Source organism: Knoellia sp. LjRoot47 (assembly GCF_964253435.1).
Classification (GTDB): Bacteria; Actinomycetota; Actinomycetes; order Actinomycetales; family Dermatophilaceae; genus Knoellia.
Map to the genome: position 1 here is coordinate 2512507 of NZ_CAXUQS020000001.1, position 24944 is coordinate 2537450.

Genomic DNA, 24944 nt, shown 5'->3' on the forward strand with positions numbered 1-24944 from the left:
GGGCGCGATTGTGCCAAAGCGCCGACGGCTCAGGTCGGCGGGCTCGCGGGCGTGAACTCGACGGGCGCCTCGAAGGCGGCCTTGCGGGCCGCGCGGCGCAGGGTGCGCAGGACGACGCCGCCGGTGAGGCTCACGAGGACGATGTTGGTCAAGGCACGACCGAGGTCCCAGCCCAGCGACGTGGCGAACGAGAACACGAGGAAGCGCTGGAGGTTCTCGACGACCGGAGCGCCGGCGACGAACGAGAGCGCGTTGTCGAGGCCGGTCGTGAACGGCCAGAACATGAGGTTGAGCGCGATCCCGTAGAGCAGCCCGGACACCGCGCCGTAGGCCGCGAGCAGGACGATCTCGGCACGCCCCCGCATCGCCGGGAGCAAGCCGGCGCCGAGCCCGACCCACGCGGCCCCGAGCATCTGGAACGGCAGCCAGGGCCCCACTCCACCGGTGATGAGGGCCGAGGCGAAGAGCGTTGTCGCGCCGAGCACGAAGCCGAACCCGGCCCCGAACACCCGGCCGCCCAGCACGAGCAGGAAGAACACCGTCTCGAGCCCGGCGGTGCCCGCCCCGAGCGGTCGGAGCGCGGCGCCCACGGCCGAGAGGACGCCGAGCATGGCGATCGCCTTGACGTCGAGGCCGCCCTCGGACACTTCCGCCAGCACCACCGCGAGCAGCAGCGGCATGAGCAGCGAGAAGACGAGCGGGGCGTCGGTCGAGTGCGCGAACGCGGTGCCGGGGTCGACGAGCAGCGGCCACGCGAAGGCGATGACGCCCGCGAGGCTCACCGCGACGATGGCCGCGGCCGACCGGGGTTTGAGCCGGATCGCCCGGGTGCGCTCGGAGCGCTCCACGACGGACGGGGCGTTGGCGGTCATGACGGCTGCCCCACGGCATACCGGACGTCGTCGACGGTGAGCCACGGCTGGGGTGAGGTGATCTTGGCGACCTGTGGTGCGAAGGCGGGGCTCGAGACGACGACGTCAGCGGTCGGTCCGTCGGCGACGACCTCACCGGCCGCCATGACGACGACGCGGTCGGCGGTCTCGGCGACGAACTCGACGTCGTGCGTCGAGACCACGACGCAGCGGCCGCGGGCCGTGAGGTCGTGCAGGGCGCCGCGCAGGGCTGCCTTGCCGGCGTAGTCGAGACCGCGGGTGGGCTCATCGAGGAGGAGGACCGGCGGGTCGGCGGTGAGCTGCACGGCGAGGACGACGGCGAGGCGCTGCCCCTCGGACAGGTCACGGGGGTGGCGGTCGTCCGGTATGCCGGGTGCGAGCCTCTCGAGGAGCGCTCGGCAGGTGCCGGGCTCGCGTTCGCTCTCGGAGTCGGACTGGCGGCACTCGGCGCCGACGGTGTCGAGGTAGAGCAGGTCGGCGGCCGACTGGGGGACGAGCCCGACGTGCCGGCGGCGCCGGGCGGCGTCCAGGTCGCGCATGTCGGCCACGGCGCCACCGTCGTCGTCGCGGCGGGTCACCGCACCGGACCGCATCGGTCCCGAACCCTGCATTGCCCAGAGCAGCGACGACTTGCCGGCGCCGTTGCGACCCATGAGAGCCGTGACCTCGCCGCCGCGCAGCGCGAGGTCCACGTCGGCGACGGCCACGACGGCGTCGTGAGTGACGACGACACCGCGCGCGTCGAGAAGGACGGGTCCGGTGGCGGGCGCCTCGGGGCGCGGCGGTGTCGCCAGTGCCCGCCACGCGGACGCGCGCCGCCGGGCGTCGCGGACGGACAGGGGAAGCGGCGACCAGCCGGCCCAGCGACCCAGCTCGACGACAGGTGGAGCAACGTCCGCGGTGGTCATGACCTCGGCCGGATCGCCCTGTGCGACAACGCCATCGGCGCCGACATGGACGATGGTGTCGGCGTACTGGAGGACCCTCTCGATGCGGTGCTCGGCCACGACGACGGTCACCGCCAGGTCGTGGACGAGCCGGGTGATCGTCGCGAGGACGTCCTCGGCTCCGGTGGGGTCGAGGGCCGAGGTCGGCTCGTCGAGGACGAGGACCTTGGGGTGGGTCGTCAGCACCGAGCCGATGGCGACGCGCTGCTGCTGGCCCCCGGAGAGCTCGCGGAGCGCCGCGCCGCGCAGGTCGGCGATCCCGAGGACGTCGAGGGTCTCCTCGACCCGCTTGCGCATGGTGGAGGCGCTGAGGCCGAGCTGCTCCATGCCGTAGGCGAGCTCCTCCTCGACGGTGTCGGTGACGAAGCCGGCGAGGGGGTCCTGCCCGACGACGCCGACGAGGTCGGCGAGGTCGCGCGGGCGGTGGTCACGGGTGTCACGGCCGTGGATGCGGACGTGACCGGCGAGCGAGCCTCCGGTGAAGTGGGGGACGTGCCCCGTCATCGTGCCGAGGAGGGTGGACTTGCCCGACCCGGTGCGTCCGACGACGAGCACGAGCTCGCCCTCGTCGATGCGGAGCGTGACGTCGCGCAGCACGGGTGCCGTGGAGTCCTCGAACCGCACCGACACGCGGTCGAGCTCGATGGCGGGCGGCTGGGTCATGAGGCACCTCCCACGGTGGCGGGTGTGCGGGCCACCGACGGGCCACGGGTCGCGGGCGGCGGGGGCTCGGGGGTGAGGAACGCCGGCAGCGCGGCCAGGAGAAGCCCGGCGACCGCGACGAGGGGGAGAGCCGGGACCTCGAGGGGGTCGACCGGCATACCGAGAGCGTCTGCGTTCGAGCGCATGACGACCTGGACGGCTACCGCGGCAGCGGCGCCGGAGGCGACCGTGAGCCACTCCGCCCACCGCCACGGGTCCGGCCGGTAGGTCGACCGGGCGTTGGCCGCCCCGCCGAGCCAGATGCCGGTGAGCGACAGCCCGACGCCGAGGGCGAGCGCGGGTGCGCCCAGCCACCCGGGCGTGGTCGCGTCGAGGACGCCGTAGATGCCGACGGCACTGGCGAGCAGCCCGCCGAGGGTGCAGGCAGCGGTGAGCAGCCGCTGGCCGGAGGTCACGACCTCGCGCCGGCCGTAGCCCCGCGAGTCCATGGCGGAGGCAAGCAGCAGCGAACGGTCGAGCGTGTCCTCGAGGACCGGCAGCGCCACCCGGGGGAGCGCCCGGATGCCGCGTGCGGTGTCACCGCGCAGGGCCCGGGCCTTCATGACACGCTGCACGCTGTCGGCCAACTGGGGTGCGACGGTGATCGTCACGACGACCGCCGACCCGATCTCGCTCAGCGCGCCCGGGAGGGTGCGCAGGAGCCGCTTGGGGTTGGCCAGGGCGTTCGCGGCGCCGATGCAGGCGATCATCACGGCGAGGCGCAGGCCTTCGGTGACCGCCGAGACGAGGCCGTCGAGCCGGACGTCACCGAGGAGGTTGATGCCAGCGGCCCATGAGGGCAGCGACACCTCGGGCAACGGGAGGAGGACGACATCGCCGAACTTGAGGCCGACGAGCACGTGGAGCACGGCCCGCACCGTGACGATGAACGCGCCGAGCCAGAGGTAGAGGCGGAACGAGCGGGCCCACGGCGAGGAGCCCCGCCGGGACATCACGACGAGGGCGGCCACGCCGAGCCCCGTGAGCAGGAGGAACGGGTTGGTCACGCTGCTCACCGCGACGGCGAGCCCGATGGCCCAGCCCCACCACGCCATCGGGTGCACCGAACGAGGGAGGGCTGGGCTCATGGGGACATCCTGCAGGGGTGCGCGACCGGGGCGGGTCTCACCCGAGGCTGCGTCGGCGCACGGCGACGGCCGCCACCGCGGCGGCGACACCGGCGAGCAGCGCGCCCCCACCGATGAGTCGACCGGCGCCGGAGCTGCCGGTGTCCTGCTCGGGCGCGGCCCGCACGTCGTCCTGCGCCGCCTCGGGAGAGGGCGTTTCAGACGCGAGGATCGACGCCGACGGGCTGGGCGTCGAGGCACTAGGCGCCGAGGCACTGGGTGAGGGGCCGGCCGGACGGCTGGCCGAGGGGCTCGGCGTCGCGCCGGGCCCGGCGGGGGTGGACGCCGTGGGGCCGGCGGCGCCCGGGCTGCGCGCCGGAGCCGGAGCGGCCGACGAGGTCCCACGCTTCGTCGTGGTCCCGGTGGTGGGCCGTGGAGCCGAGGTCGTGCGCCGGGGCGTGCTCGTCGGCTTCGGTGTGGCGGTCGTGGGCTTCGGCGCCGCGGTGGTCGGCTTCGGTGCCGACACCGTGGCCGGTGCCGTGCTCGGTGCGGTGCCCGAGCCGAAGCGGAAGCCGACCGACGATCCTGGCTTGGGGTTCCAGCCCTTGATCCCGACCTGGCTGTAGGTCCAGGAGCCACCGTTGGGCGCGTGCCAGAAGGACCAGTAGGCGCTCGCGGGCGGCATGTTGATGCACGGGTCCGACGCCGGGGCGCCGTCGATCCGGCAGAGCGCGTCGGGGAAGCGCTGGACCGCCTTGAGCGAGAAGCCCGCGGCCTGCAGGGCCCCCCACGCCGAGCTGGGGTCACCGCTCGCGCAGCGGACCTGCGTGCCGTTGGGGCCCTGCACGACGACGGTCACACCGTTGGTGCTCGAGCAGGCCGCAGCCTGGGACGGCGCGGCCGCCCCGACGAGGCCTGCCCCGCCGAGGGCAGCTGCCGCAGCGGCGGAGAGGAGCCGTCGACGCAACCTCATGCGTGCACCCCTCGACGGCGCGACACGAGGACGAAGCCACCGCCGAGCAGCAGGAGCAGGGTGGCCACGGCCAGCGCCGGCCAGATGGCCGCACCGGTGTAGGCCAGACCCTGGCCCGGGTCGCCCGCGGCGTCGTCGGAGCCGGAGCCCGAGCCGGCGCCGTTGTCACCGTTGCCGCCCGCACCGGGCGTCCCCGTGGTGGCCGACGGGTTCGTCGAGCCGGACGGGGTTCCCGTGCCGGGCGCGGTCGCCGTCGGGGTGGGCGTGCCGGGCGTCGTCGGTGCCGCGGCCGTGACGAGGGTGTCGAAGCCGGGGAGGCCGAAGGCGAGCATGGCCTGCGGGGTGGCCCGCTCCCACTGGTCGGTGCCCGTCGCCGGGCCGGTGGTGAAGGCCTCGGTGGAGTAGGCGATGGCGCCGACGTTGGACACGGCGGCGTTGGTCGCGGGGAGGACCTGGAGGCCGGCGACCCACGCGCGACCCTTGGTGACGGCGCTCTCGGCCGTCGCGGAGCCGGGGTGCTCGGCGAGGTAGGCGCCCAAGGCCTGGACGGCCAGACCCGTGGAGTTCGAGTTCACCGTCGTCGTGAAGCCGTCGTTGGGCCAGCCGCCGCCGCTCGTGGCGGTGTCGGTGAGGTAGCCCACGGCGCGGGTGACGTTGCTGTCGGGGACGTCGACGCCGGAGCGCTCGGCGGCGAGCATGGCCTGCAGGCCCATGGCGGTGGCGTCGACCCCGACCGAGTCGGTGGCGTCGGCGCAGGGCTTGGCGCCGTGGCCGAGCCGGAACCCGCCCGAGGGGCACTGCTGGGTGAGCATCGCGTCGAGGACCGGGGTCTCGAGGAGGTCGGCGCGAGCGAGCGCGAGCACGGCGAGGGTCTGGCCGAAGCCGTATGCCGGCCCGTCACCGAGGTCGAGCACCTGACCCTTGTCGTTGATCTTGGACTGCAGGGTCTTGGCGACGTCGAGCCCCGCGACGTCGTGGACGTCGCCGCGCACGGACTCGGCGGCGAGCATGGCCTTGGCGGCGGACGGGCCGTCGACGTAGTGCGTGCCCTCCCACTCGAAGTCGACCCACTCGGGGATCTGCTTGGCGATCGAGGCCCACACGCCCGAGATCTTCGGGTTGCTCGGGTCCTCGGCCACGAGGGCGAGCAGCATGTCGATCATGAGGCCGGGGTTGATGCCACCGGACTGGAGGTCGTAGGTGCCGTCGGGCTGGACCGAGCGGGACAGCAGCCACTGCGAGGCGAGGTCGGCGCGACCCGGGCCGGCGGGAGCCGTGGGCGTGGGGCCGGGCGTCGTCGCGGTCGGGGTGGGCGTGCTCGACGGGGTGCTCGTCGGCGTCGTGGTGGGCACGCGGGGGGCCGGGGCGTCGTTGACGTTGTCGACGAGGGAGAGGGCCACGAAGGTCCCGGTCGGCGCGGGCGTCTCGTGCGCCCCGGTCTCGGCCTGCTTCCAGCCGGCGTCGGTGCCGGTCCAGAAGGACCACCAGACGCCGGTCCAGGCGTCGCACGGGTTCGTCGAGGGGGCGCCGTCGACCTGGCAGATCTGCGGGCCGAAGCTCGTGGACTTGGTGAGGACGTCCCAGCCGGCGTCGGCGAAGGTCTGCAGCGAGTTCGTCGAGGAGTAGGCCGAGCCCCCGGTCGTCGACGTCACGCAGCGCGCGACGGCGGGGTCGCTGCCCTGGAGGTCGAGGACCGCCGTGACGCCCTCGACGTCGGCCGCGCAGGCGCCCGCGTCCCACGTGGTGCCGGGCGCGGCGGGCAGCCCGGCCGCGGCGCTGGGCGCTGCCGAGCTCGAGGAGGACGACGTGGACGGCGTCGCCGACGGCGTGGAGGTCGCGGCCGACGGGGTCGTCGTGGCCGTGCTGCTCGCGGAGGTGGTCGCGCTGGGAGCCGGCGCGGTCTCGGCGACGGCAGCGGCCGGCATACCGAGGACGAGGGAAGCCAGCGCGAGCGGCGCGACGACGCGCAGGCGTGCGGGGGAGCGGTGCATGTGGGGGACAGCCTTCCTGAGCGGTTCGTGACGAACGCCCGACCGGCCACAGTGGCTGTCCGGGCTCCGTCCCGTGACCTCGACGGGTGATGTGGAGCCGCTCGCGTCTGCGGGGCAGTCCGGCTCGCCACCCTCGCGGGTGGCCTACGGTTGCGGGTCAGCGCCGGACTTGGACCGGCTTCCCCCCGCGGACGCGGTTGGTGCCGCCGAGTGCTCGGCGACCGCCCCACTGTAGCGCCATCCTGGGTGCTCCCTGACAGCCGCTAGACTTCGGTCACAGGCGTTCGAGCCGTCATCAGCGGCGAGCCTCCGGAAGAACGGCGTGACCCTCGCGAGGGGGTCGTGCCCACTAGAACCGGACGCGTGGGTCACGTCACGACCTGGAGCAAGAGCGGTCGTATGCCGTGGACCCACGTGGGTGCGCGGCTGCGGCAAGCGAGGTGGTACCGCGGAGGGAGCCGGCCGGCATACGGCAGGAGGCCTTTCGTCCTCGTCCAGACGACGACGCGACGACCCGCAGGAGCCCTCGACATGACCTACCCCAAGGTCTCGACCGCCAGCACCCACGAGCCCGGTGCCGCCCTCGGCGTACCCTCCGCAGGCGTGTCACCGAGCCCGCGGTTCCCCGAGATCGAGGAGCGGATCCTCGCCCACTGGGAGGCCGACGACACCTTCCGTGCTTCGGTCGAGCAGCGCGAGGCAGGCAAGGACGGCGAGAACGAGTTCGTCTTCTACGACGGCCCGCCGTTCGCCAACGGGCTGCCGCACTACGGCCACCTGCTCACCGGCTACGTCAAGGACCTCGTGCCGCGCTATCAGACGATGCGCGGCCGCCGGGTCGAGCGCCGCTTCGGCTGGGACACCCACGGCCTGCCGGCCGAGCTCGAGGTCATGCGGATGAAGGGGATCAAGACCACCGACGAGATCCGCGAGCTCGGCATCGAGGCGTTCAACGACGCCTGCCGCCAGTCGGTCATGGTCTACACCGACGAGTGGCGCGAGTACGTCACCCGCCAGGCGCGCTGGGTCGACTTCGACCACGACTACCGCACGATGAACCCCGACTTCATGGAGTCGGTCATCTGGGCGTTCAAGTCGCTGTACGACAAGGGCTGGATCTACGAGGGCTTCCGCGTCCTGCCCTACTGCTGGAACGACGAGACGCCGCTGTCCAACCACGAGCTCCGGATGGACGACGAGGTCTACCAGATGCGCCAGGACCCGGCGGTCACCGTCGGCTACCTGCTCGACTCGACGGGTGCCGACCCGGTGCTCGACGGCGCGCACCTCCTCGTCTGGACGACGACGCCGTGGACCCTGCCGAGCAACCTCGCGGCGATGGTCGGCTCCGACATCGACTACGTCGTCGTCGAGGCGCCGGTGCCGGGGACGGACGCGTCGGCGCGGTACGTCCTCGCGGAGGCGCGCCTCGGGCACTACGCCCGCGAGCTGGGGGACGAGCCGACGGTGCTGGGCCGCTACCGCGGTGCGGACCTCGTGGGCCGCACCTACACCCCGCCGTTCTCGTACTACGCCGGCCACGAGAACGCGTTCCGGATCGTCGCGGCCGACGACGCCGTGACGACGACCGACGGCACCGGCGTCGTCCACACGGCCGGCGCGTTCGGCGAGGTCGACAAGGAGGTCACCGACCGCGAGGGCATCGAGGCCGTCATGCCCGTCGGCAAGGACGGCCGCTTCACCGCGCCGGTCGACGACTACGACGGTGTGCAGGTCTTCGACGCCAACGCGCTCATCATCGACCACCTGCGCGGCGCCACCCGCGGCGAGGGCCCGACCGGCTCGGTGACGCCCGGGACGATCCTGCTGCGCCGCGAGACCTACGACCACTCCTACCCGCACTGCTGGCGCTGCCGCGAGCCCCTCATCTACAAGGGCGTCTCGTCGTGGTTCGTCGAGGTCACGGCGTTCAAGGACCGGATGGTCGAGCTCAACCAGGACATCACCTGGGTGCCCGGGCACGTCAAGGACGGCCAGTTCGGCAAGTGGCTCGAGAACGCCCGCGACTGGTCGATCACCCGCAACCGCTTCTGGGGCAGCCCGGTGCCGGTGTGGAAGTCGGACGACCCGGCCTACCCGCGCCTCGACGTCTACGGCTCGTTCGAGGAGCTCGAGCGCGACTTCGGCGACCTGCCGCGCGACCGTGACGGGAACCCCGACCTGCACCGCCCGTTCGTCGACGAGCTGACCCGGCCCAACCCCGACGACCCGCGTCCCGAGGGGCAGCGCTCGACGATGCGCCGGGTCGAGGACGTCCTCGACGTGTGGTTCGACTCGGGCTCGATGTCCTACGCCCAGGTCCACTACCCGTTCGAGAACGGCGACTGGTTCGAGCACCACTTCCCGGGCGACTTCATCGTCGAGTACATCGGGCAGACGCGCGGCTGGTTCTACACGATGCACGTGCTCGCCACCGCGCTCTTCGACCGTCCCGCGTTCAGCTCGTGCATCAGCCACGGCATCGTCCTCGGCAACGACGGCCAGAAGATGAGCAAGTCGCTGCGCAACTACCCCGACGTGCGCGAGGTCTTCGACCGCGACGGCGCCGACGCGATGCGCTGGTTCCTCATGTCGTCGCCGATCCTGCGTGGCGGCAACCTCGTCGTCACCGAGGAGGCCATCCGCGAGGGCGTGCGCCAGGTCCAGATCCCGCTGTGGAACAGCTGGTACTTCTTCACCCTCTACGCCAACGCCTTCGGCGGCGGTTCCGGTTCGGACGGCGGTGAGGGACAGGGGTATGCCGCGCAGTGGTCGACCGCGTCCACCGCACCTCTCGACCGCTACCTGCTCGCCAAGCTGCGCCAGCTCGTCGAGACGACGACCGCCCAGCTCGACGGCCTCGACGTCGCCGGTGCCTGCGACTCGATCCGCGGCTTCGTCGACGTGCTCACCAACTGGTACATCCGCCGGTCGCGGGAACGCTTCTGGGACACCGGTTCCGGTGAGGGTGCGGATTCCGGCGCCGACGCGCGCGCGGCGTTCGACACGCTCTACACGACGCTCGAGGTGCTGACCCGCGTCACCGCGCCGCTGCTGCCGCTGGTCTCCGAGGAGATCTGGCGGGGGCTCACCGGCGAGCGCTCGGTGCACCTCGCCGACTGGCCGTCCGCCGAGGACCTCCCCTCCGACGACGAGCTCGTCGCCCGGATGGACCAGGCGCGGGCGATCTGCTCGGTCGCGTCGTCGCTGCGCAAGTCCGAGAGGCTGCGCGTGCGCCTGCCGCTGCGCGACCTCACGGTCGTCGTGCCCGGCGCTGCCGGTCTCACCGACTTCGCCGGGATCGTCGCCGACGAGGTCAACGTCCGCCAGGTCTCGCTGCTCGACCTCGACGCCGTCGGCGACAGCGACTTCGGCGTCACCCAGAGGCTCACGGTCAACGCGCGCGTCGCCGGACCCCGACTCGGTCGTGAGGTGCAGACCGCGATCAAGGGCTCGAAGTCGGGCGACTGGACCGTGGCCGAGGACGGCACCGTCGTCAGTGGCGGGCTCGAGCTCGTCGAGGGCGAGTACTCGCTCGAGACGGTCGTCTCCGGCGGCGACGCCGGGTCGCGCGCGACCGCGGTGCTGCCGGGCGGTGGGTTCGTCGTCCTCGACACCGAGGTCACGCCCGAGCTGGCCGCCGAGGGGCTGGCCCGCGACGTCATCCGCGCCGTCCAGCAGGCCCGCCGAGAGGCCGGCTTGGACGTGAGCGACCGCATCTCGCTCACCGTGACGGGGTCGCAGGCGGTCTGGGAGGCGACGGTCGCCCACCAGGCGCTCATCGTCGACGAAACGCTCGCGACGCAGTTCGGCTCGGCGCCCTCGATCGACGCGCTGCCGCTCGGCGACGGCGTGAGCACCGCCGACCTCAGCGACGGCGAGCAGGCGCGGATCCTCGTCAAGAAGCTCGCCTGACCGGCATACGGGCAACTGATTGCCCCACGACGAGGCGCCTTGCTGCGCTCGGCCCTCGTCGTGGGGCAATCAGTTGCGGGTGGGTGACGGGGGTCATGGCGGGCTGAACCTACGCGTCAGTAGGGTCGCCGCTCATGGACTCACCCTGGGCGATCATGAGCGACCCGACGCACGACCCGGTCCTCTTCGCCGTGCCGTTCTTCGCGCTGTTCATCGTGCTCGAGCTGCTCGCGATCCGCTTCCTCGACGACGACCACGACGACGACCTCCTCGACGGTGCCGACGCCCACGACGGCGGGACCCGGGCGCGCATGGGTTACTCGGCGCCCGACACCGCGGCCAACCTCGCGAGCGGTGTCGGCTCGGTCGTCATCAACCTCGGGGCGCGGTTCGCGGCGCTCGTCCTCTACTTCGCGCTGTGGTCGGTGGCGCCGTGGCAGATGGACGCCTCGAACCCGTGGACCTGGGTGTTCACGCTGCTCGCCGTCGACCTGCTCTGGTACGCCTATCACCGCGCCAGCCACCGCGTCCGGATCCTCTGGGCGGCACACCAGGCCCATCACTCGTCGGTGTACTTCAACTACTCGGTGGCGCTGCGGCAGAAGTGGAACCCGTGGGGTGAGCTGCTCTTCTGGACGCCGCTCCCGCTGCTCGGCGTGCCGCCGTGGATGATCTTCTTCGCGTTCTCGCTCAACCTCATCTACCAGTTCTGGGTGCACACCGAGACGATCCCCAAGCTCTGGGCGCCGGTCGAGTACGTCCTCAACACCCCGAGCCACCACCGCGTGCACCACGCCAGCCAGAAGCAGTACCTCGACCGCAACTACGGCGGCATCCTCATCGTCTGGGACCGGCTGTTCGGGACCTACGCCGAGGAGCACGACGTTCCGGTCTACGGGCTCACGGTGCCGGTGACGACGCACAACCCGCTCCGCCTCCAGTACGGCGAGTTCCTGGCGGCGTTCCGCGACGTGCGCCGGGCGCGGTCGTGGCGCGAGCGCGCCGGCTACCTCTTCGCGCCGCCCGGGTGGAAGCCGGGGGAGCCGACGCTGCCGCCGGAGTCCGAGGTCGTCACCCGCTGAGCGCCTAGGGTGACGGCGTGCCCGAGCCCGTGTCGCAGATCCCGCCGGTGCGTCGCGTCCCCGGTGACGTCCTCGTGCACCTGCGCCGGGCCAGGGACCACATCGACCGCCACTTCGCGGATGAGCTCGATCTCGACGAGCTCGCGACCACGGCGCGTCTGAGCAAGTTCCACTTCCTCCGCTCCTTCGCGACCGTCTACGGCATCACCCCGCTGGCCTACCTCGGCGAGCGCCGGGTCGAGCGCGCCCAGGACCTGCTGCGCACGAGCAACCTCACCGTGACCGAGGTCTGCCACGCCGTCGGCTACTCAAGCCTCGGCTCGTTCTCGAGCCGGTTCCGCGGGATCGTCGGCGAGACCCCCAGCGCCTTCCAGAAGAGGTATGCCGTCCGCGGCGCCCCTCGCATCCCGGGCTGCTGGGTCTTCATGTCGGGCCTCGTCGAGAGGCGGGCCGACCCGGTGACGGGGGCGGACGGCATACGAAGCAATCCGGGAGAAGCGCCGCGCTGAGGTGACCTCGTAGCGTCGCTCGCATGATCACCAACGTCAGTCTCGTGTCCGTCTGGGTCAAGGATCTCGACGAGTCCCTCGCCTTCTACACCGACGTCCTCGGCTTCGCCGCCGGCGACGACATCGTCCTCGGGGAGGACTTCCGGTGGGTCACCGTGACCCACCCGTCGCAGCCCGAGCTGCACCTCCACCTCACGACGCCGAGCAGGCCCCTGTCCGACGACCTCATCGCCGCGATGCAGCGGGCGCAGCTCGAGGGCGGCCTGCCGGGCGTCGGCCTGCACGTCGACGACTGCCGGAAGACGGTGGAGGACCTCAAGGCCAAGGGGGTGGAGTTCCTCCAGGACGCCGAGGACCGGCCCTACGGCGTCGAGGCGCTCATGCGCGACAACTCGGGCAACTGGATGGTGCTCGTCGAGCCCCGCGAGTACACGCCCGAGGACTTCGAGGGCGCCTCCTTCGACTGACGCACGACTGATGGCCCGTTCCGGGGCTTCCAGCCCCGCCGGCCCTTCATGGAAGGCGCTGATTGCGCAGGAGCGACGCCAGAGGGGTCGGAATGCCCCTCCGCCGTCGCTCCTGCGCAGTCAGTCCGGGAGAATGGGACGCATGGCACCGGCTCCCGACTCGTCCCAGCGCGAGGCTGCACGCACCCTCGAGATCATGAAGCGGCTGCGGGAGGTCGAGGAGTCGATCCTCGCCCGGGCGCCCGAGCACGACCTCGAGCCCTCGCTCGACCGCATCCGCGCCGTCATGGAGCTGGCCGGCGACCCGCAGCGCACCTTCCCGGTCATCCACCTCACCGGCACCAACGGCAAGACGACGACGGCCCGGGTCGTCGAGTCCCTCCTGCGCGAGATGGGGCTCAAGACAGGGCGATTCACCTCGCCGCACCTCCACACGATGCTCGAGCGGATCGCCATCGGCGGTCGCAACATCGAGGCCGAGAAGTTCCTCGCCGCCTACGACGAGGTCATAAACCTCATCGACATCGTCGACGCGAGGTCCACGGCCGAGGGCGAGCCGAGGATGACGTACTTCGAGGTCCTCGTCGCCGTCGCCTATGCCGCATTCGCCGACGCTCCCGTCGACGTCGCCATCGTCGAGGTCGGCATGGGCGGCAGCTGGGACGCGACCAACGTCGCCGACGGTGTCGTCTCGGTCATCACGCCGATCGCGCTCGACCACCAGCACTTCCTCGGCAACACCGAGACAGACATCGCCCTCGAGAAGTCCGGGATCATCAAGGCCGACGGCATCGCCATCTCGGCTGCGCAGGCCGACCCGGCCGTCGCGACCATCCTGCGCGAGCGGGCCGAGGAGGTCGGGGCGCAGATCGCGGTCGAGGGGGAGCAGTTCGGCATCGAGGGCGCAGACGTCGCCGTCGGGGGCCAGTCGCTCACCGTGCGCGGGCTGGCCGCGACCTACGAGGACCTCTTCCTGCCCTTCCACGGCACCCACATGGCGCAGAACGCCGCCGTCGCGATCGCGGCCGTCGAGGCGTTCCTCGGCGGCGGCGAGCAGCAACTCGACCTCGACGTCCTCAAGGCCGGGCTGGCCGCGGCCACGTCGCCGGGCCGGCTCGAGGTCGTGCGCCGCAGCCCCACCGTCCTCGTCGACGCCGCCCACAACCCCGCGGGCGCCCGCGCGCTGCGCGACGGGCTCGAGGAGGCTTTCACCTTCACCACGCTCGTCGGCGTCGTCGCGATCCTCAAGGACAAGGACGCCACCGAGATGCTCGAGATCCTCGAGCCCGTCCTCGACGAGGTCATCGTCACGCGCACCACGTCGCCCAGGGCGATGCGCCCGAACGACCTCGGCGAGATCGCCAAGGGTGTGTTCGGTGACTCCCGCGTGACGGTCGTCGACGACCTGCCCGACGCCCTCGACCGTGCTGCCGGAATCGCCGACGAGGCCGGCGTGGGCGGAGGCGTGCTCGCCACCGGATCGGTCATCACCGCTGCCGAGGTGCGCATGCTGCTCGGTGTCACCGACGCCTGATCGGACCCGGCTTGCGCGGCACTCGTCCACGACGCCCACTGGTCCGCAAGGCGTGCCAGTCCACAGTCCCGGGACGACGGAGCGCAGCACGGTGTGCGACAAGGGTCGATCACCAATAGGTGTCCGGGCTGAACATTTATTGGTGATCGACCCTTCGCGACACCCACACGAGCCGGCCCCCGCGCTCAGTCGATGTCCTCACCGGCGAGGGCCTTGGCGGCGAGGTGCTCCTCGCTCGCGACCTCCCACACCTCGGCCGCGGCGTGCACCCCGAGTGCGACGATGCCGAGGCCGAGCAGGAGGTCCGGCCACCCCGACCCGGTGAGGGCGGTGACGACCCCCATGGCGATGATCGCGACGTTGATCAGCACGTCGTTGCGCGCCGAGAGGTAGGCCGCACGCGACAGGCTCCCGCCGTCGCTGCGTGCCCGGGCGAGCAGCCACGCGCACAGCCCGTTGACGAGCGCGGCCGATCCGGCCGTCACGACGAGCCACCCGACGTGCGGTGGTGCCGGGTCGCCCCATTTCTGGACGGCCTGCCACACCGCTGCGGCCGCGGGCACGAGCAGGATCCCGGCCATGACCTTCCCGGCGAGGGCCCGGTGCCGCACGCCCCAGCCGAGGGCGAGCGCGATGAGGAGGTTGATCGCCGTGTCCTCGAGGAAGTCGACGCTGTCCGCGAACAGCGCCACCGACCCGATCGCCAGCGCCACCGCCACCTCGACGAAGAACCACGCGAGGTTCAGCCCGGCGACGGTGAGCACGACCCGGCGCAGCGGGCCGACCTCGAGCAACCGGTGCGGCGGAGGAGGCGAGGACGAGGGTGGCTCTGCCGGACCGGCGGGAAGGGGCACCCGTCCATCCAACCAGCGCACGCGGCATACCCTCGTGCCATGACTGCGATCACGAGGCTGCTCATCATCGTCGCCGTGGCGGTGCTCGTGTTCTGGCTCGTGACCCGGCTGCGCAACAGCACCCGCCGCGACCGAGTGAGCTTCCGCCCGGTCGAGGACCTCCCGCTCGAGGTGCAGCAGTCGATCGACCACGCGCTCGCCCACGACAAGAAGGTCACCGCCATCAAGCTGTACCGCCGGGCCACCAAGGCGCCGCTCGACGCCGCCAAGGCCGCCATCGACGTGCGTGAGTGGAAGCGCGGATGAGCCGCATCCCGTTCACCGGCACCCTCGGGAAGTTCACCTGGCGGATGCTCGCGATGGTCCTCGGCAGCCAGGGCCTCGTCATCCTGCTCGGCGCGCTCCTGGCCCGCAGCACCGCCCTCGCCGAGGGCGCCGACAACGCCCACACCCTGCTCTGGCTGGGCGTCGGCCTGGCTGTCCTGTCGTTCGTCGCGGCGGGCATGATGCGCCGTCCGTTCGGGCTCCCGCTCGGCTGGCTCATCCAGGCCCTCACCTGGGTCAGCGCGATCGTCGTCCCGGCGATGATCGGCGTCGGCCTCGTCTTCACCGGCCTGTGGCTGCTCTGTCTCGTCAAGGGCCAGCAGGTCGACGCCATGGTGGCGGCCCGCGAGTCCGGGGCGGCGGAGGCGACCGGCCCCACCGACGCCGAGGCCGCTCGCTAGGCTGGCCCGCGTGACTTCCGAACGCTCGCTCGTCCTCGTCAAGCCTGATGGCTACGCCCGCGGTCTCTCGGGGGAGGTGCTGCGCCGCATCGAGGCCAAGGGATACACCCTGGTCGCGCTGGCCGTGACCACGCCCGACCGCGAGCGCCTCGCCGCCCACTACGCCGAGCACGAGGGCAAGCCGTTCTACGAGCCCCTCCTCGACTTCATGTCGTCGGGCCCCGTGACCGCCGCGGTCATCGAGGGCCAGGGGTGCATCCCCGGCTTCCGCTCGCTCGCCGGCGCCACCAACCCGACCGAGGCCGCGCCGGGAAGCATCCGCGGCGACCTCGGTCGCGACTGGGGCGAGAAGGTCCAGAAGAACATCGTCCACGGCTCCGACTCGCCCGAGTCGGCCGCGCGCGAGATCGGCATCTGGTTCCCCGAGCTCTGACCCCACGCACGAACGCAGGTATGCCGGCCGCCCCTGGCGCGGCCGGCATACCTGCGTCCGGGGGCCCTGAAAATGTCGCCGAGCGAACTCGCCGGTAGCGCCCTAGGTTGAGGACCGCGCGGACAACGGCGTCCGCGCATCCCTGACGAAGGAGCCAGCATGAGGATCACTCGAGTCGGGCCGGGGGTGGTCTCGGCGGTCGCGCTGGTGGCCGCCGGCCTCGCGGGTGCAGGTGTCGCGGCTGCGGCGCCACAGCCCAACGCACAGGACGACAAGGTCCAGATCGTCACCGTGCACGCCGTCACCCAGAAGGAGCGCTCGGCCGTCGACGCCCTCGGCCTCGACACCACCGAGCACGCCGACGAGCACGGCGTCGACGTCGTCCTGCACGGTGCGGCCGACGTCGCGAAGCTCCGGGCCGCGGGCAAGAAGTGGACCGTCAAGGTGGCCGACCTCGCCGCCGTCGAGCGCGCGAACGCCAAGAAGGACAAGGCCTACGCCGCGAGCGTGGCGGCGTCGCAGCTGCCCAGCGGCCGCACGAGCTATCGCACCCTCGCCGACTACAACGCCGAGATGGCCGCGCTCGCCAAGAAGTACCCGACCAAGGTCAAGCCGCTCACGCTCGCGAACCCGTCGGTGCTCGGCAAGCCGATCAACGGCATCGAAATCACCGACGGCGCGGCCAACACCGCCGACGGCAAGCCGGTCTTCCTCATGATGGGCGCGCACCACGCGCGCGAGTGGCCGTCGTCGGAGCACTCGATGGAGTTCGCCTACGACCTCCTCGAGAGCGGCGATGCCCGCAACGCCGGCATCCTCAAGGGCGTGCGCACGATCGTCGTGCCGGTCGTCAACGTCGACGGCTTCCAGATCTCGCGCTCGGCCGCCCCGCTCGGCGACTTCAGCACCTTCGACTACGAGATGAAGCGCAAGAACTGCTCGATCAGCACGAAGACGCCGGCGCAGTACACGACCGGCACGTGCGACAACAACCTCGCCGGGCGGCTGCGTGGCACCGACCCCAACCGCAACTACCCGGGCTTCTGGGGTGGCCCGGGCGCGTCGTTCACGTGGAGCAGCGACACCTACCGCGGTGACGGTCCCGGCTCCGAGCCCGAGGTCGACGCCGTGCGCAAGCTCATCAGCAGCCGCCAGGTGACGACGCTCATCACCAACCACACCTACAGCAACCTCGTCCTGCGCCCGCCGTCGCTGGCCTCGACCGGGTTCAGCCCCGACGAGATCCAGTACCGCGCGCTCGGTGCGGACTTCGCCTCGCACAACGCCTACTCCAACATCCCGTCGTTCGGTCTCTACGACACGTCCGGGTCGGTCGAGGACTGGAGCTACTGGAACACCGGTGGCTACGGCTTCACCTTCGAGATCGGCACCGAGGGCTTCCACCCGCCGTACGAGACGGGGGTCGTCGCCGAGTACGCCGGCCTTGCACCCGCCGCGGGCGCCGGCAAGGGTGGCAACCGCGAGGCCTACTACCGGGCCGCGGCCGCCGCGATGGACAAGGCCATGCACTCGACGATCACCGGCAAGGCGCCGGCGAACACGACGCTCTCGGTCCGCAAGACCTACCAGGGCATGACCTCGCCCGTCATCCAGCCGGGTGGCACGACGAGCGCGCCGATCCCGTACACGGACGTGCTCACCTCGTCGCTGGCCGGCAAGGGTGGCTCGTTCTCGTGGGCGGTCAACCCGTCGACCCGGCCGCTCGTCGTCGGTCGCTACGGCCGTGACCCGGTGGCCCCGACGGCACCGAGCCAGACCATCGTCAACCCCGCGGGCGTGCCGGCAGTGACCCAGTCGGAGTTCTCCAACGTCACGATCCAGGGGCTCCCGGCCTACGACAACGGCAAGGTCGTCTTCACCTTCAGCTGGCCAGGTGGCACCGCGGTCGACTGGGACTTCTACATCTACGACGCAGCCGGCAACCAGGTCGCGTCGGCGGCGACGGCCGACAACCCGGAGACGGCCACCGCGCTCGACCCGGTCCCCGGCGGCTACCGCATCGAGGCGAACAACTACGACGGCGGCTCCACCTCGACCGACTGGTCGGGGACCATGTCGTTCCTGCCGCCCGATCCGGCGATCGTCACCGGCGTCAAGGAGGCCTGGAACCTCACCTGCACCAACAAGCAGGGCAAGGTCCTGTCGACCCGCAGCGTCATCGTCGACCGCGGCCAGTCCGTGGACGTCGGCAACCCCTGCAACCGCGGCAAGAACCCCCGCTGACCCGGACCTCACCCCTTCGTGGGTGAGCCCCACCCCAGGTATGCCGTCCGCGCACCGCCCACGCAGAGCGTGGGACCCGGCGCGGACGGCATACCTCTGCCCGCTGGGCCTTGCGTCCGCACAGGTGGCCGCGATGCCGACCACTGTTGCGGACGCAAGCGGGCGGGGAGGGCGTGTTGGGTCGGGGCGGCGAGCGGGTCCGCGCGTAGCATCGCGAGCGTGGCTGGACTGAACCGGTGGATGGGCGGGCGCGACCTCGCCATCGACCTCGGGACGGCCAACACCGTGATCTACGAGCGGGGGCGCGGGGTCGTCCTCGACGAGCCGTCGGTCGTGGCCGTGCGGGCGGGGACCTCGCAGCTCCTCGCCGCCGGGCACCGGGCCAAGGAGATGCTCGGTCGCACCCCCGACTCCGTGACCGCGGTGCGGCCGCTGCGTGACGGGGTCATCTCCGACGCCGACGTCACCGAGCGGATGCTGCGCTGGTTCGTCGACCAGGTCTCGCCGTCACGGATCCTGCGGCCGCGCATGGTCGTGTGCGTCCCCAGCGACATCACGAGCGTGGAGCGACGCGCACTCGAGGACTCGACGCTCCGCTCGGGTGCCCGCCGCGTCCACGTCATCGAGGAGCCCATGGCCGCGGCGATCGGCGCAGGCCTCCCGATCGAGGAGACGATGGCCTCGATGGTCGTCGACCTCGGCGGCGGCACGACCAACGTCGCGGTCATCAGCCTCGGCGGCATCGTCACGAGCCGCTCGATCCGCACCGGCGGCGACGAGGTCGACGAGGCGATCATCGCCCACGTGAAGTCCGAGTACTCCCTGCTCCTCGGTGAGCGCAGCGCCGAGCAGATCAAGGTCGCCGTCGGCTCGGCGTTCCCGATGCGCGAGGAGCTGAGCGAGCGGGTCCGCGGACGCGACCTCGTCACCGGGCTGCCGAAGACCGTGTCGATCTCGTCGGTCGAGGTGCGGCGCGCCATCGAGGCGCCGGTCCTGCAGATGGTCGAGCTCGCCCGGGCCGTCCTCGACGTGTGCCCGCCCGAGCTCGCCGGCGACATCCTCGACCGCGGGGTGACGCTCACCGGCGGGGGAGCGCTGCTGCGCGGCCTCGCCGAGCGGATGCACCACGAGCTCGGCGTGCCGGTCTCCATCGCCGACGACCCGCTGCGCGCGGTGGCGCGCGGCGCCGGGCGCTGCGTCGACGAGTTCGACACGCTGCACCGCGTCCTCGTCGACAACCGCCGGCTGTGAGGGGCGACGCGCCCGACCGCAGGCGGCGACGCCTCGTCGCGCTCGCGGTGCTCGTGACCTGTGCCCTCCTGCTCGTCGACCTCGTGGGTGGGCCGGGACTCGGGCTGCTGCGCCGCGGTGCGGCCACCGTGCTCGGACCGCTCGAGCGCGTGCTCGCGCCCTCGGGCCGGGCGGGCGAGGATCAACTGCGCCGCGAGAACGAGGACCTCCAGAACGCCCTGCGGCAGTCCGAGGTGGCCGGGGCAGAGTCCGCCGAGCTGTCGGCGCTGCTGTCGTCCCCGTCGACCGCCGGTGCGCGCGTCGTACCGGCCCGGGTCGTCGGGGTCGCCGCCCCCGGGCCGCAGGGCGTCGTCCGGCTCACCATCGACGTCGGCAGCCGCGACGGCATCGACGTCGACCGCACCGTCGTCGCGTCCGGGGGGCTCGTCGGGAGGGTCGCCTCGGTGGCCCCATGGACGAGCGACGTGCTCGTCCTCGGCGGACCCGACGTCGTGGTGGGAGCGCGGGTCGGAACGGCCGGCGCGCTCGCGACCGTCGGCGGGTCCACGGTCGCGGCCACCGACCGCACCCAGGGGGAGCTCGGGCTCGCCCTCGTCCAGACCGGCGCGCTCGCCGTCGGCGACGAGGTCCGCACGCTCGGAAGCGTCGACGGTCGCCCCTTCGTCCCCGGCGTGCTCGTCGGGCGGGTCACCGCCGTCGAGCCCCAGCGGGGCCGGCTCGCACCGTCGGGCACCGTCGCACCGGCGGTCGACGTGAGCACCCTGTCCGTCGTCGGGGTGCTCCTCAGCGCCCCGCGCGCGACCTCCCGCCCGGCCGTCACCGGGGGTGCGAAGTGACGCCCGCAGGCGCGCTGGCCCGCGCCGTCCTGCTGCTCCTCGGCGGCGTCCTCGGCGTGACCCTGGCCGCACGCCACCTCTCGCCGCTGCCCGACCTCGTGCTCGTCGTCGTCGCCTCCGCCGCGCTGCGCGCCGGGCCGCGGGTGGGCCTGCTCACCGGCCTCGTCGGCGGCTGGATCCTCGACCTCCTGCCGCCGGGATCCGCGGTCCTCGGCACCCAGGCCCTCCTGTATGCCGGGTGCGGACTCTGCATCGGCGCGCTCCGCCGACCCGGGCCGGTCCCCGTGGTCTGGGTGGTGCTCGTCATTGCCGGGGTCGCCGGTGGTCTCGAGGCGGTTCGGGCCGTGCTGGCCCTCGCGCAGGGCGTGCCCGTCGACGTGCTGTCGTCGGTGCTGCGCGTCGTCGCGACGGCCACCGTCGGGCTCGTGGTCGTGCCGCTCGTCAGCGCCGTCGAACGCCGCTCTGAACGGCGGCGGTTCGCGTGACCGACGTCGGGCTGCGCCCACGGGACGGGTCCGGCCACGAGGGCCGGTTCGTCGCGGTGGCCGCGGTCGTGGGACTGCTCTTCGTCGTGCTGTTCGGGCGGCTCGCCCAGGTTCAGCTCACCGAGCACTCGGACTACACGGCGGCCGCCGCGCAGCTCAACACCCGCGAGATCGTGGTGCCCGCGGTGCGTGGCCGGATCCTCGACCGGGCCGGTCGGGCGCTCGCCGACAACACGTCGGTCACCGTCGTCACCCTCGAACGTCGGGTCGTCGCCGAGAGCGACGACGGGGCCCGCGGCCTGCTGGCCCGGGTGGCCAAGGTCGTCGGACGGCCCGTCGAGGACCTCGTGGCCCGCACCACGCTCTGTGGCGAAGAGGGTGCGGCGCCGGCGCCCGCCTGTTGGGCGGGGTCGCCGCAGGTGCCCATCCCCGTGGTGAGCGGCGTGGACCCGCAACGCGCGCTGAGCCTGGTCGAGCGACCGGGCGAGTTCCCCGGCGTGGCCGTCGAGGCGCTGCCGGTGCGTCGGTATCCGGCGCCGCTGGGCGTCAACGCCGCTCACGTGCTGGGCTACCTCGGGCGTGCCACCGAGAAGGAGGTGTCGGCGTCCTCGGGCGCCGTGACCGCCGACGACCTCGTGGGGCGTGCCGGGCTCGAGCAGCAGTACGACACGGCCCTGCGCGGGACCCCGGGTCGCACCGTCGTCTCGGTCGACCCGCGTGGGCTCGTCACCGGCGTCGTGTCCCGGGTCGACCCCGTGCCCGGCCGCGACCTCGTCACGAGCATCGACGCCGGCGTGCAGGCGGCCACCGAGAAGGCGCTCGCCCGCGAGATGGCCGCGGCCCGCAAGCGGGGGCTCCCGGCGGACTCGGGTGGCGCCGTCGTCCTCGACGTCTCCACGGGTCAGGTCGTGGCCTCGGCGAGCGCCCCGACCTACGACCCCAACGTCTGGACCGGAGGCATCTCGGCGAAGCAGTACGCCGCGCTCACCGCACCCGGCGCAGGGACGCCGTTGCTGTCACGGGTCACCGGCTCGGCGATGGCCCCGGCCTCCACGCTCAAGGCGCTGAGCGTCCCTGCCGCCGTGGCCGCCGGCAACTCGCTCACCCGCACCTACGAGTGCGGCTCGGCCTACCGGATCGGCAACCGGTCCTTCCGCAACTTCGAGTCCCGCGGCTACGGCCCGATCACCTTCCACCGGGCCCTCGAGGTGTCGTGCGACACCGTCTTCTACGACGTGGCCTACCGGTCGTGGCTCGCGCTCGGTGGGCTGCGTGGCAGCGACGCCAGGGACCCGTTCATCAGGACCGTCCAGGACTTCGGACTCGGCGCCCGGACCGGCATCGACCTGCCGTCGGAGAGCGCCGGTCGCATCCCCGACAGGACGTGGAAGCGCCAGGTCTGGGAGGACACCAAGGACGAGACGTGCAAGCGAGCGAAGTCCGGCTACCCGGAGGTCGCGCGCGAGGACCGGGCGCGGGCGGCATACCTCACCGCTCTTGCGAGGGAGAACTGCGAGAGCGGCGCCCAGTTCCGTGCGGGCGACGCCGCGAACTTCTCGATCGGACAGGGGGACGTCGCGACGACCCCGCTCCAGATGGGGGTGGCCTACGCCGCGATCGCCAACGGGGGAGTGGTCCGCGCCCCGCGCGTCGGAGTCCGTGTGGTCGACCCCGTCTCGGGTGCGGCCGAGGCGGTGGCGCCGGGGGCGTCACACCGTGCGGCCCTGCGTCCCGACGTCGGCGCCTACGTCCGGTCGGGCCTGAGGGCCGTCGTCGTGAGCGGCACCGGCGCACCGACGTTCAAGGGCATGGCGGCCGACTGGCCCGTGTCGGGCAAGACCGGGACGGCGGAGGTCTTCGGCCGCTCCGACACGTCGTGGTTCCTGTCCTACGCACCCACCACCAGACCGCGGTATGCCGTGTCCGTCGCGGTGAGCCAGGGAGGTCACGGCAGCGAGACGGCGGCGCCGATCGCCCGCTCGATCCACGAGGCCCTCCGCGTCATGAGGTGATCGGGGCGCCCACTAGGCTTTGCTGCATGGCTGACTTCGATCTCGTTGTTCTCGGTGCCGGTCCCGGTGGCTACGTCGCGGCGATCCGCGCCTCGCAGCTCGGGCTCAAGGTGGCCGTCGTGGAATCCAAGTACTGGGGCGGTGTCTGCCTCAACGTCGGGTGCATCCCGTCCAAGGCCCTCATCAAGAACGCCGAGCTGGCGCACACCCTCCAGCACGACAAGGCGAAGTTCGGCATCGAGGGCGACGCGACGATGTCCTACGGCCCGACCCACAAGCGCTCTCGCCAGGTCTCGGCCGGCATCGTCAAGGGTGTCCACTTCCTCATGAAGAAGAACAAGATCGAGGAGATCGACGGCTGGGGCACGCTCACCAGCCCGACGTCGATGGACGTCGCGCTCAACTCCGGCGAGAAGCGCACCGTCTCGTTCGACAAGCTCATCATCGCGGCCGGCGCCGTGACGCGGATGCTGCCCGGCATGCAGGTCTCCAAGAACGTCGTGACCTACGAGGAGCAGATCCTCACCGAGGACCTCCCCGGCTCGATCGTCATCGCCGGCTCGGGCGCCATCGGCGTCGAGTTCGCCTACGTCATGAAGAACTTCGGCGTCGACGTCACCATCGTCGAGTTCCTCGACCGCATGGTGCCCACCGAGGACGCCGACGTCTCCAAGGAGCTGCTCAAGCACTACAAGAAGCTCGGCGTCAAGGTCATGCTCTCGACCAAGGTCGACGGCGTCGAGGACACCGGCTCGGGCGTCAAGGTCACCGTCTCGCCGGCGGCCGGAGGCGACGTGCAGGTCCTCGAGGCCGACAAGTTCCTCTCGGCGATCGGCTTCGCCCCGCGCACGGAGGGCTATGGCCTCGAGGCGATCGGCGTCAAGGTCAGCGACCGCGGCGCCATCGAGATCGACGAGTACTGCCGCACCAACGTCGACAACGTCTACGCCATCGGTGACTGCACCGCCAAGATGATGCTCGCGCACGTCGCCGAGGCCCAGGGTGTCGTCGCCGCGGAGCACATGGCCGGCGCCGAGACGATGCCGGTCGAGTACGACTTCATCCCGCGGGCGACCTACTGCCACCCGCAGATCGGCTCGTTCGGCTACTCCGAGGCCCAGGCCAAGGACAAGGGCTACGACGTCAAGACGGCGACGTTCCCGTTCAGCGCCAACGGCAAGGCGATGGGGCTCGGCGACGCCGTCGGGTTCGTCAAGATCGTCGCCGACGCGAAGCACAACGAAATCCTCGGCGCGCACATGATCGGCCCCGACGTCACCGAGCTCCTCCCGGTCCTCACCCTCGCGCAGAAGTGGGACCTGACCGCGGACGAGGTCGCGCGCAACGTCTTCGCGCACCCGACGCTCTCCGAGTCGGTCAAGGAGGCCATCGAGGGCATCGCGGGTCACATGATCAACCTCTGAGACGCCAGCGGCCCTGTGCCGCAGCCGTTTCCGGTATGCCGGCCGCCCACCTGGGCGGCCGGCACACCGCGTTCTGCGGGCACCGTCGTGACGGTCGGCTCCGGCGCTGGGGTGCCGGTTGGCCGCGTCAGCCCATGCCGGTGCCGAGGTTGAGGATGTTGCCGTCGGGGTCCTGGAACCAGACGCTGCGGAACGAGTCGTCTCCCATGTTCATCGTCGCGACGCCGTCGTCCCACTGCGTGTCGGGCATGTCGTAGGTCTCGAAGCTCACGCCCTTGGACCGCAGGTCGGAGATCTGCGTGTCGAAGGCGTCCGCGGGGACCTCCATCATCATCGCCGTCGCCTTGTTGGTGCCGGCGTACTCGGACTCGTAGACGAACAGGCCGCTCGAGCCGGCGTTGTAGGCCACGCCGCCGGGCATGTCGCGTCCGGGAGTCAGGCCCAGGACGCCCTCGTAGAACTCACGTGCCCGGCCGAGGTCCTTGACGGCCAGGGTCGGGACGGGGGTGTGGTCACCGATCATCGCTGCTCCACGGGCGGACCGGACGACCCTCGCGCGGTCGGCCCACTGTCGAGCGTAGGGACGTGCGGGCCGGTGCG

21 protein-coding genes are annotated in these 24944 nt (G+C 72.1%); 14 read left to right on the forward strand and 7 right to left on the reverse strand.

What is annotated here, in order from left to right; genetic code table 11:
• Nucleotides 1–29 precede the first annotated feature (29 nt).
• The 5 genes from ACSQ11_RS12150 to ACSQ11_RS12170 are packed head-to-tail and all read right to left on the reverse strand — an operon-like array spanning nucleotide 30 to nucleotide 6573.
• Nucleotides 30–872 (reverse strand): ECF transporter S component, encoded by an 843-nt coding sequence (locus ACSQ11_RS12150; RefSeq protein ID WP_436005721.1) that lies wholly within the window; start codon nucleotides 870–872, stop codon nucleotides 30–32.
• Nucleotides 869–2503, reverse strand: a complete 1635-nt coding sequence (locus ACSQ11_RS12155; RefSeq protein ID WP_436005723.1) for an ABC transporter ATP-binding protein — start codon at nucleotides 2501–2503, stop codon at nucleotides 869–871. The genes ACSQ11_RS12150 and ACSQ11_RS12155 overlap by 4 nt, the downstream gene beginning before the upstream one ends.
• Nucleotides 2500–3630 carry an energy-coupling factor transporter transmembrane component T gene (locus tag ACSQ11_RS12160; protein WP_436005725.1) on the reverse strand — a complete coding sequence of 377 codons (1131 nt, stop codon included), beginning with the start codon at nucleotides 3628–3630 and terminating at the stop codon, nucleotides 2500–2502. The genes ACSQ11_RS12155 and ACSQ11_RS12160 overlap by 4 nt, the downstream gene beginning before the upstream one ends.
• 37 nt (nucleotides 3631–3667) lie before the next feature.
• Nucleotides 3668–4582, reverse strand: coding sequence for a hypothetical protein (locus ACSQ11_RS12165; RefSeq protein ID WP_436005727.1), 915 nt, complete (start codon nucleotides 4580–4582; stop codon nucleotides 3668–3670).
• Nucleotides 4579–6573, reverse strand: coding sequence for a hypothetical protein (locus tag ACSQ11_RS12170; RefSeq protein WP_436005729.1), 1995 nt, complete (start codon nucleotides 6571–6573; stop codon nucleotides 4579–4581). Before ACSQ11_RS12170 ends, ACSQ11_RS12165 begins: the two co-directional genes overlap by 4 nt.
• Nucleotides 6574–7104: 531 nt before the next feature.
• Here ACSQ11_RS12170 and ileS point away from each other — a divergent pair.
• From ileS to ACSQ11_RS12195, 5 genes are all read left to right on the forward strand, one after another.
• A complete protein-coding gene (gene ileS, locus ACSQ11_RS12175) occupies nucleotides 7105–10488 on the forward strand; it encodes an isoleucine--tRNA ligase (RefSeq protein ID WP_436006768.1) in 3384 nt (1127 codons plus the stop codon).
• 134 nt (nucleotides 10489–10622) lie between these two features.
• Nucleotides 10623–11570, forward strand: coding sequence for a sterol desaturase family protein (locus ACSQ11_RS12180; protein WP_436005731.1), 948 nt, complete (start codon nucleotides 10623–10625; stop codon nucleotides 11568–11570).
• Nucleotides 11571–11587: 17 nt separating this feature from the next.
• On the forward strand, nucleotides 11588–12079 hold the full coding sequence (locus tag ACSQ11_RS12185; RefSeq protein WP_436005733.1) for a helix-turn-helix domain-containing protein: 492 nt from the start codon (nucleotides 11588–11590) through the stop codon (nucleotides 12077–12079).
• A gap of 23 nt (nucleotides 12080–12102) precedes the next feature.
• Nucleotides 12103–12546, forward strand: coding sequence for a VOC family protein (locus ACSQ11_RS12190; protein WP_436005735.1), 444 nt, complete (start codon nucleotides 12103–12105; stop codon nucleotides 12544–12546).
• A 133-nt stretch (nucleotides 12547–12679) separates the two neighbouring features.
• A complete protein-coding gene (locus ACSQ11_RS12195) occupies nucleotides 12680–14080 on the forward strand; it encodes a bifunctional folylpolyglutamate synthase/dihydrofolate synthase (RefSeq protein ID WP_436005737.1) in 1401 nt (466 codons plus the stop codon).
• 185 nt (nucleotides 14081–14265) lie between these two features.
• Here the strand turns inward: ACSQ11_RS12195 and ACSQ11_RS12200 are convergent, their stop codons facing one another.
• Entirely contained in the window at nucleotides 14266–14934 is a 669-nt protein-coding gene (locus ACSQ11_RS12200) for a cation transporter (protein WP_436005739.1), read from the reverse strand.
• A 39-nt stretch (nucleotides 14935–14973) separates the two neighbouring features.
• On the opposite strand from ACSQ11_RS12200, the gene ACSQ11_RS12205 reads away from it, so the two are divergent.
• The 9 genes from ACSQ11_RS12205 to lpdA all read left to right on the forward strand — a co-directional run bounded on the left by ACSQ11_RS12205 (nucleotide 14974) and on the right by lpdA (nucleotide 24344).
• Complete coding sequence (locus ACSQ11_RS12205) at nucleotides 14974–15240, forward strand: hypothetical protein (protein WP_436005741.1); 267 nt, start codon at nucleotides 14974–14976, stop codon at nucleotides 15238–15240.
• Nucleotides 15237–15659: a DUF4233 domain-containing protein gene (locus tag ACSQ11_RS12210; protein ID WP_436005743.1), complete on the forward strand. Its 423-nt coding sequence runs from the start codon at nucleotides 15237–15239 to the stop codon at nucleotides 15657–15659. Before ACSQ11_RS12205 ends, ACSQ11_RS12210 begins: the two co-directional genes overlap by 4 nt.
• 10 nt (nucleotides 15660–15669) lie before the next feature.
• Nucleotides 15670–16092 (forward strand): nucleoside-diphosphate kinase, encoded by a 423-nt coding sequence (gene ndk, locus ACSQ11_RS12215; RefSeq protein WP_436005745.1) that lies wholly within the window; start codon nucleotides 15670–15672, stop codon nucleotides 16090–16092.
• A 159-nt stretch (nucleotides 16093–16251) separates the two neighbouring features.
• On the forward strand, nucleotides 16252–18336 hold the full coding sequence (locus ACSQ11_RS12220) for a M14 family zinc carboxypeptidase (RefSeq protein ID WP_436005747.1): 2085 nt from the start codon (nucleotides 16252–16254) through the stop codon (nucleotides 18334–18336).
• A 240-nt stretch (nucleotides 18337–18576) separates the two neighbouring features.
• The gene (locus ACSQ11_RS12225; RefSeq protein WP_436006770.1) at nucleotides 18577–19587 is read left to right on the forward strand and encodes a rod shape-determining protein; all 1011 of its coding nucleotides are present in this window, start codon (nucleotides 18577–18579) and stop codon (nucleotides 19585–19587) included.
• Nucleotides 19584–20423 (forward strand): rod shape-determining protein MreC, encoded by an 840-nt coding sequence (gene mreC, locus ACSQ11_RS12230; protein ID WP_436005749.1) that lies wholly within the window; start codon nucleotides 19584–19586, stop codon nucleotides 20421–20423. The genes ACSQ11_RS12225 and mreC overlap by 4 nt, the downstream gene beginning before the upstream one ends.
• Nucleotides 20420–20908, forward strand: a complete 489-nt coding sequence (gene mreD, locus ACSQ11_RS12235; RefSeq protein WP_436005751.1) for a rod shape-determining protein MreD — start codon at nucleotides 20420–20422, stop codon at nucleotides 20906–20908. The genes mreC and mreD overlap by 4 nt, the downstream gene beginning before the upstream one ends.
• Complete coding sequence (gene mrdA, locus ACSQ11_RS12240) at nucleotides 20905–22920, forward strand: penicillin-binding protein 2 (RefSeq protein WP_436005753.1); 2016 nt, start codon at nucleotides 20905–20907, stop codon at nucleotides 22918–22920. Before mreD ends, mrdA begins: the two co-directional genes overlap by 4 nt.
• Before the next feature lie 26 nt (nucleotides 22921–22946).
• Nucleotides 22947–24344, forward strand: a complete 1398-nt coding sequence (gene lpdA / locus ACSQ11_RS12245; RefSeq protein WP_436005755.1) for a dihydrolipoyl dehydrogenase — start codon at nucleotides 22947–22949, stop codon at nucleotides 24342–24344.
• A 127-nt stretch (nucleotides 24345–24471) separates the two neighbouring features.
• Here lpdA and ACSQ11_RS12250 read toward each other — a convergent pair whose 3' ends face one another.
• Complete coding sequence (locus ACSQ11_RS12250; RefSeq protein ID WP_436005757.1) at nucleotides 24472–24867, reverse strand: VOC family protein; 396 nt, start codon at nucleotides 24865–24867, stop codon at nucleotides 24472–24474.
• Nucleotides 24868–24944: the final 77 nt, after the last annotated feature.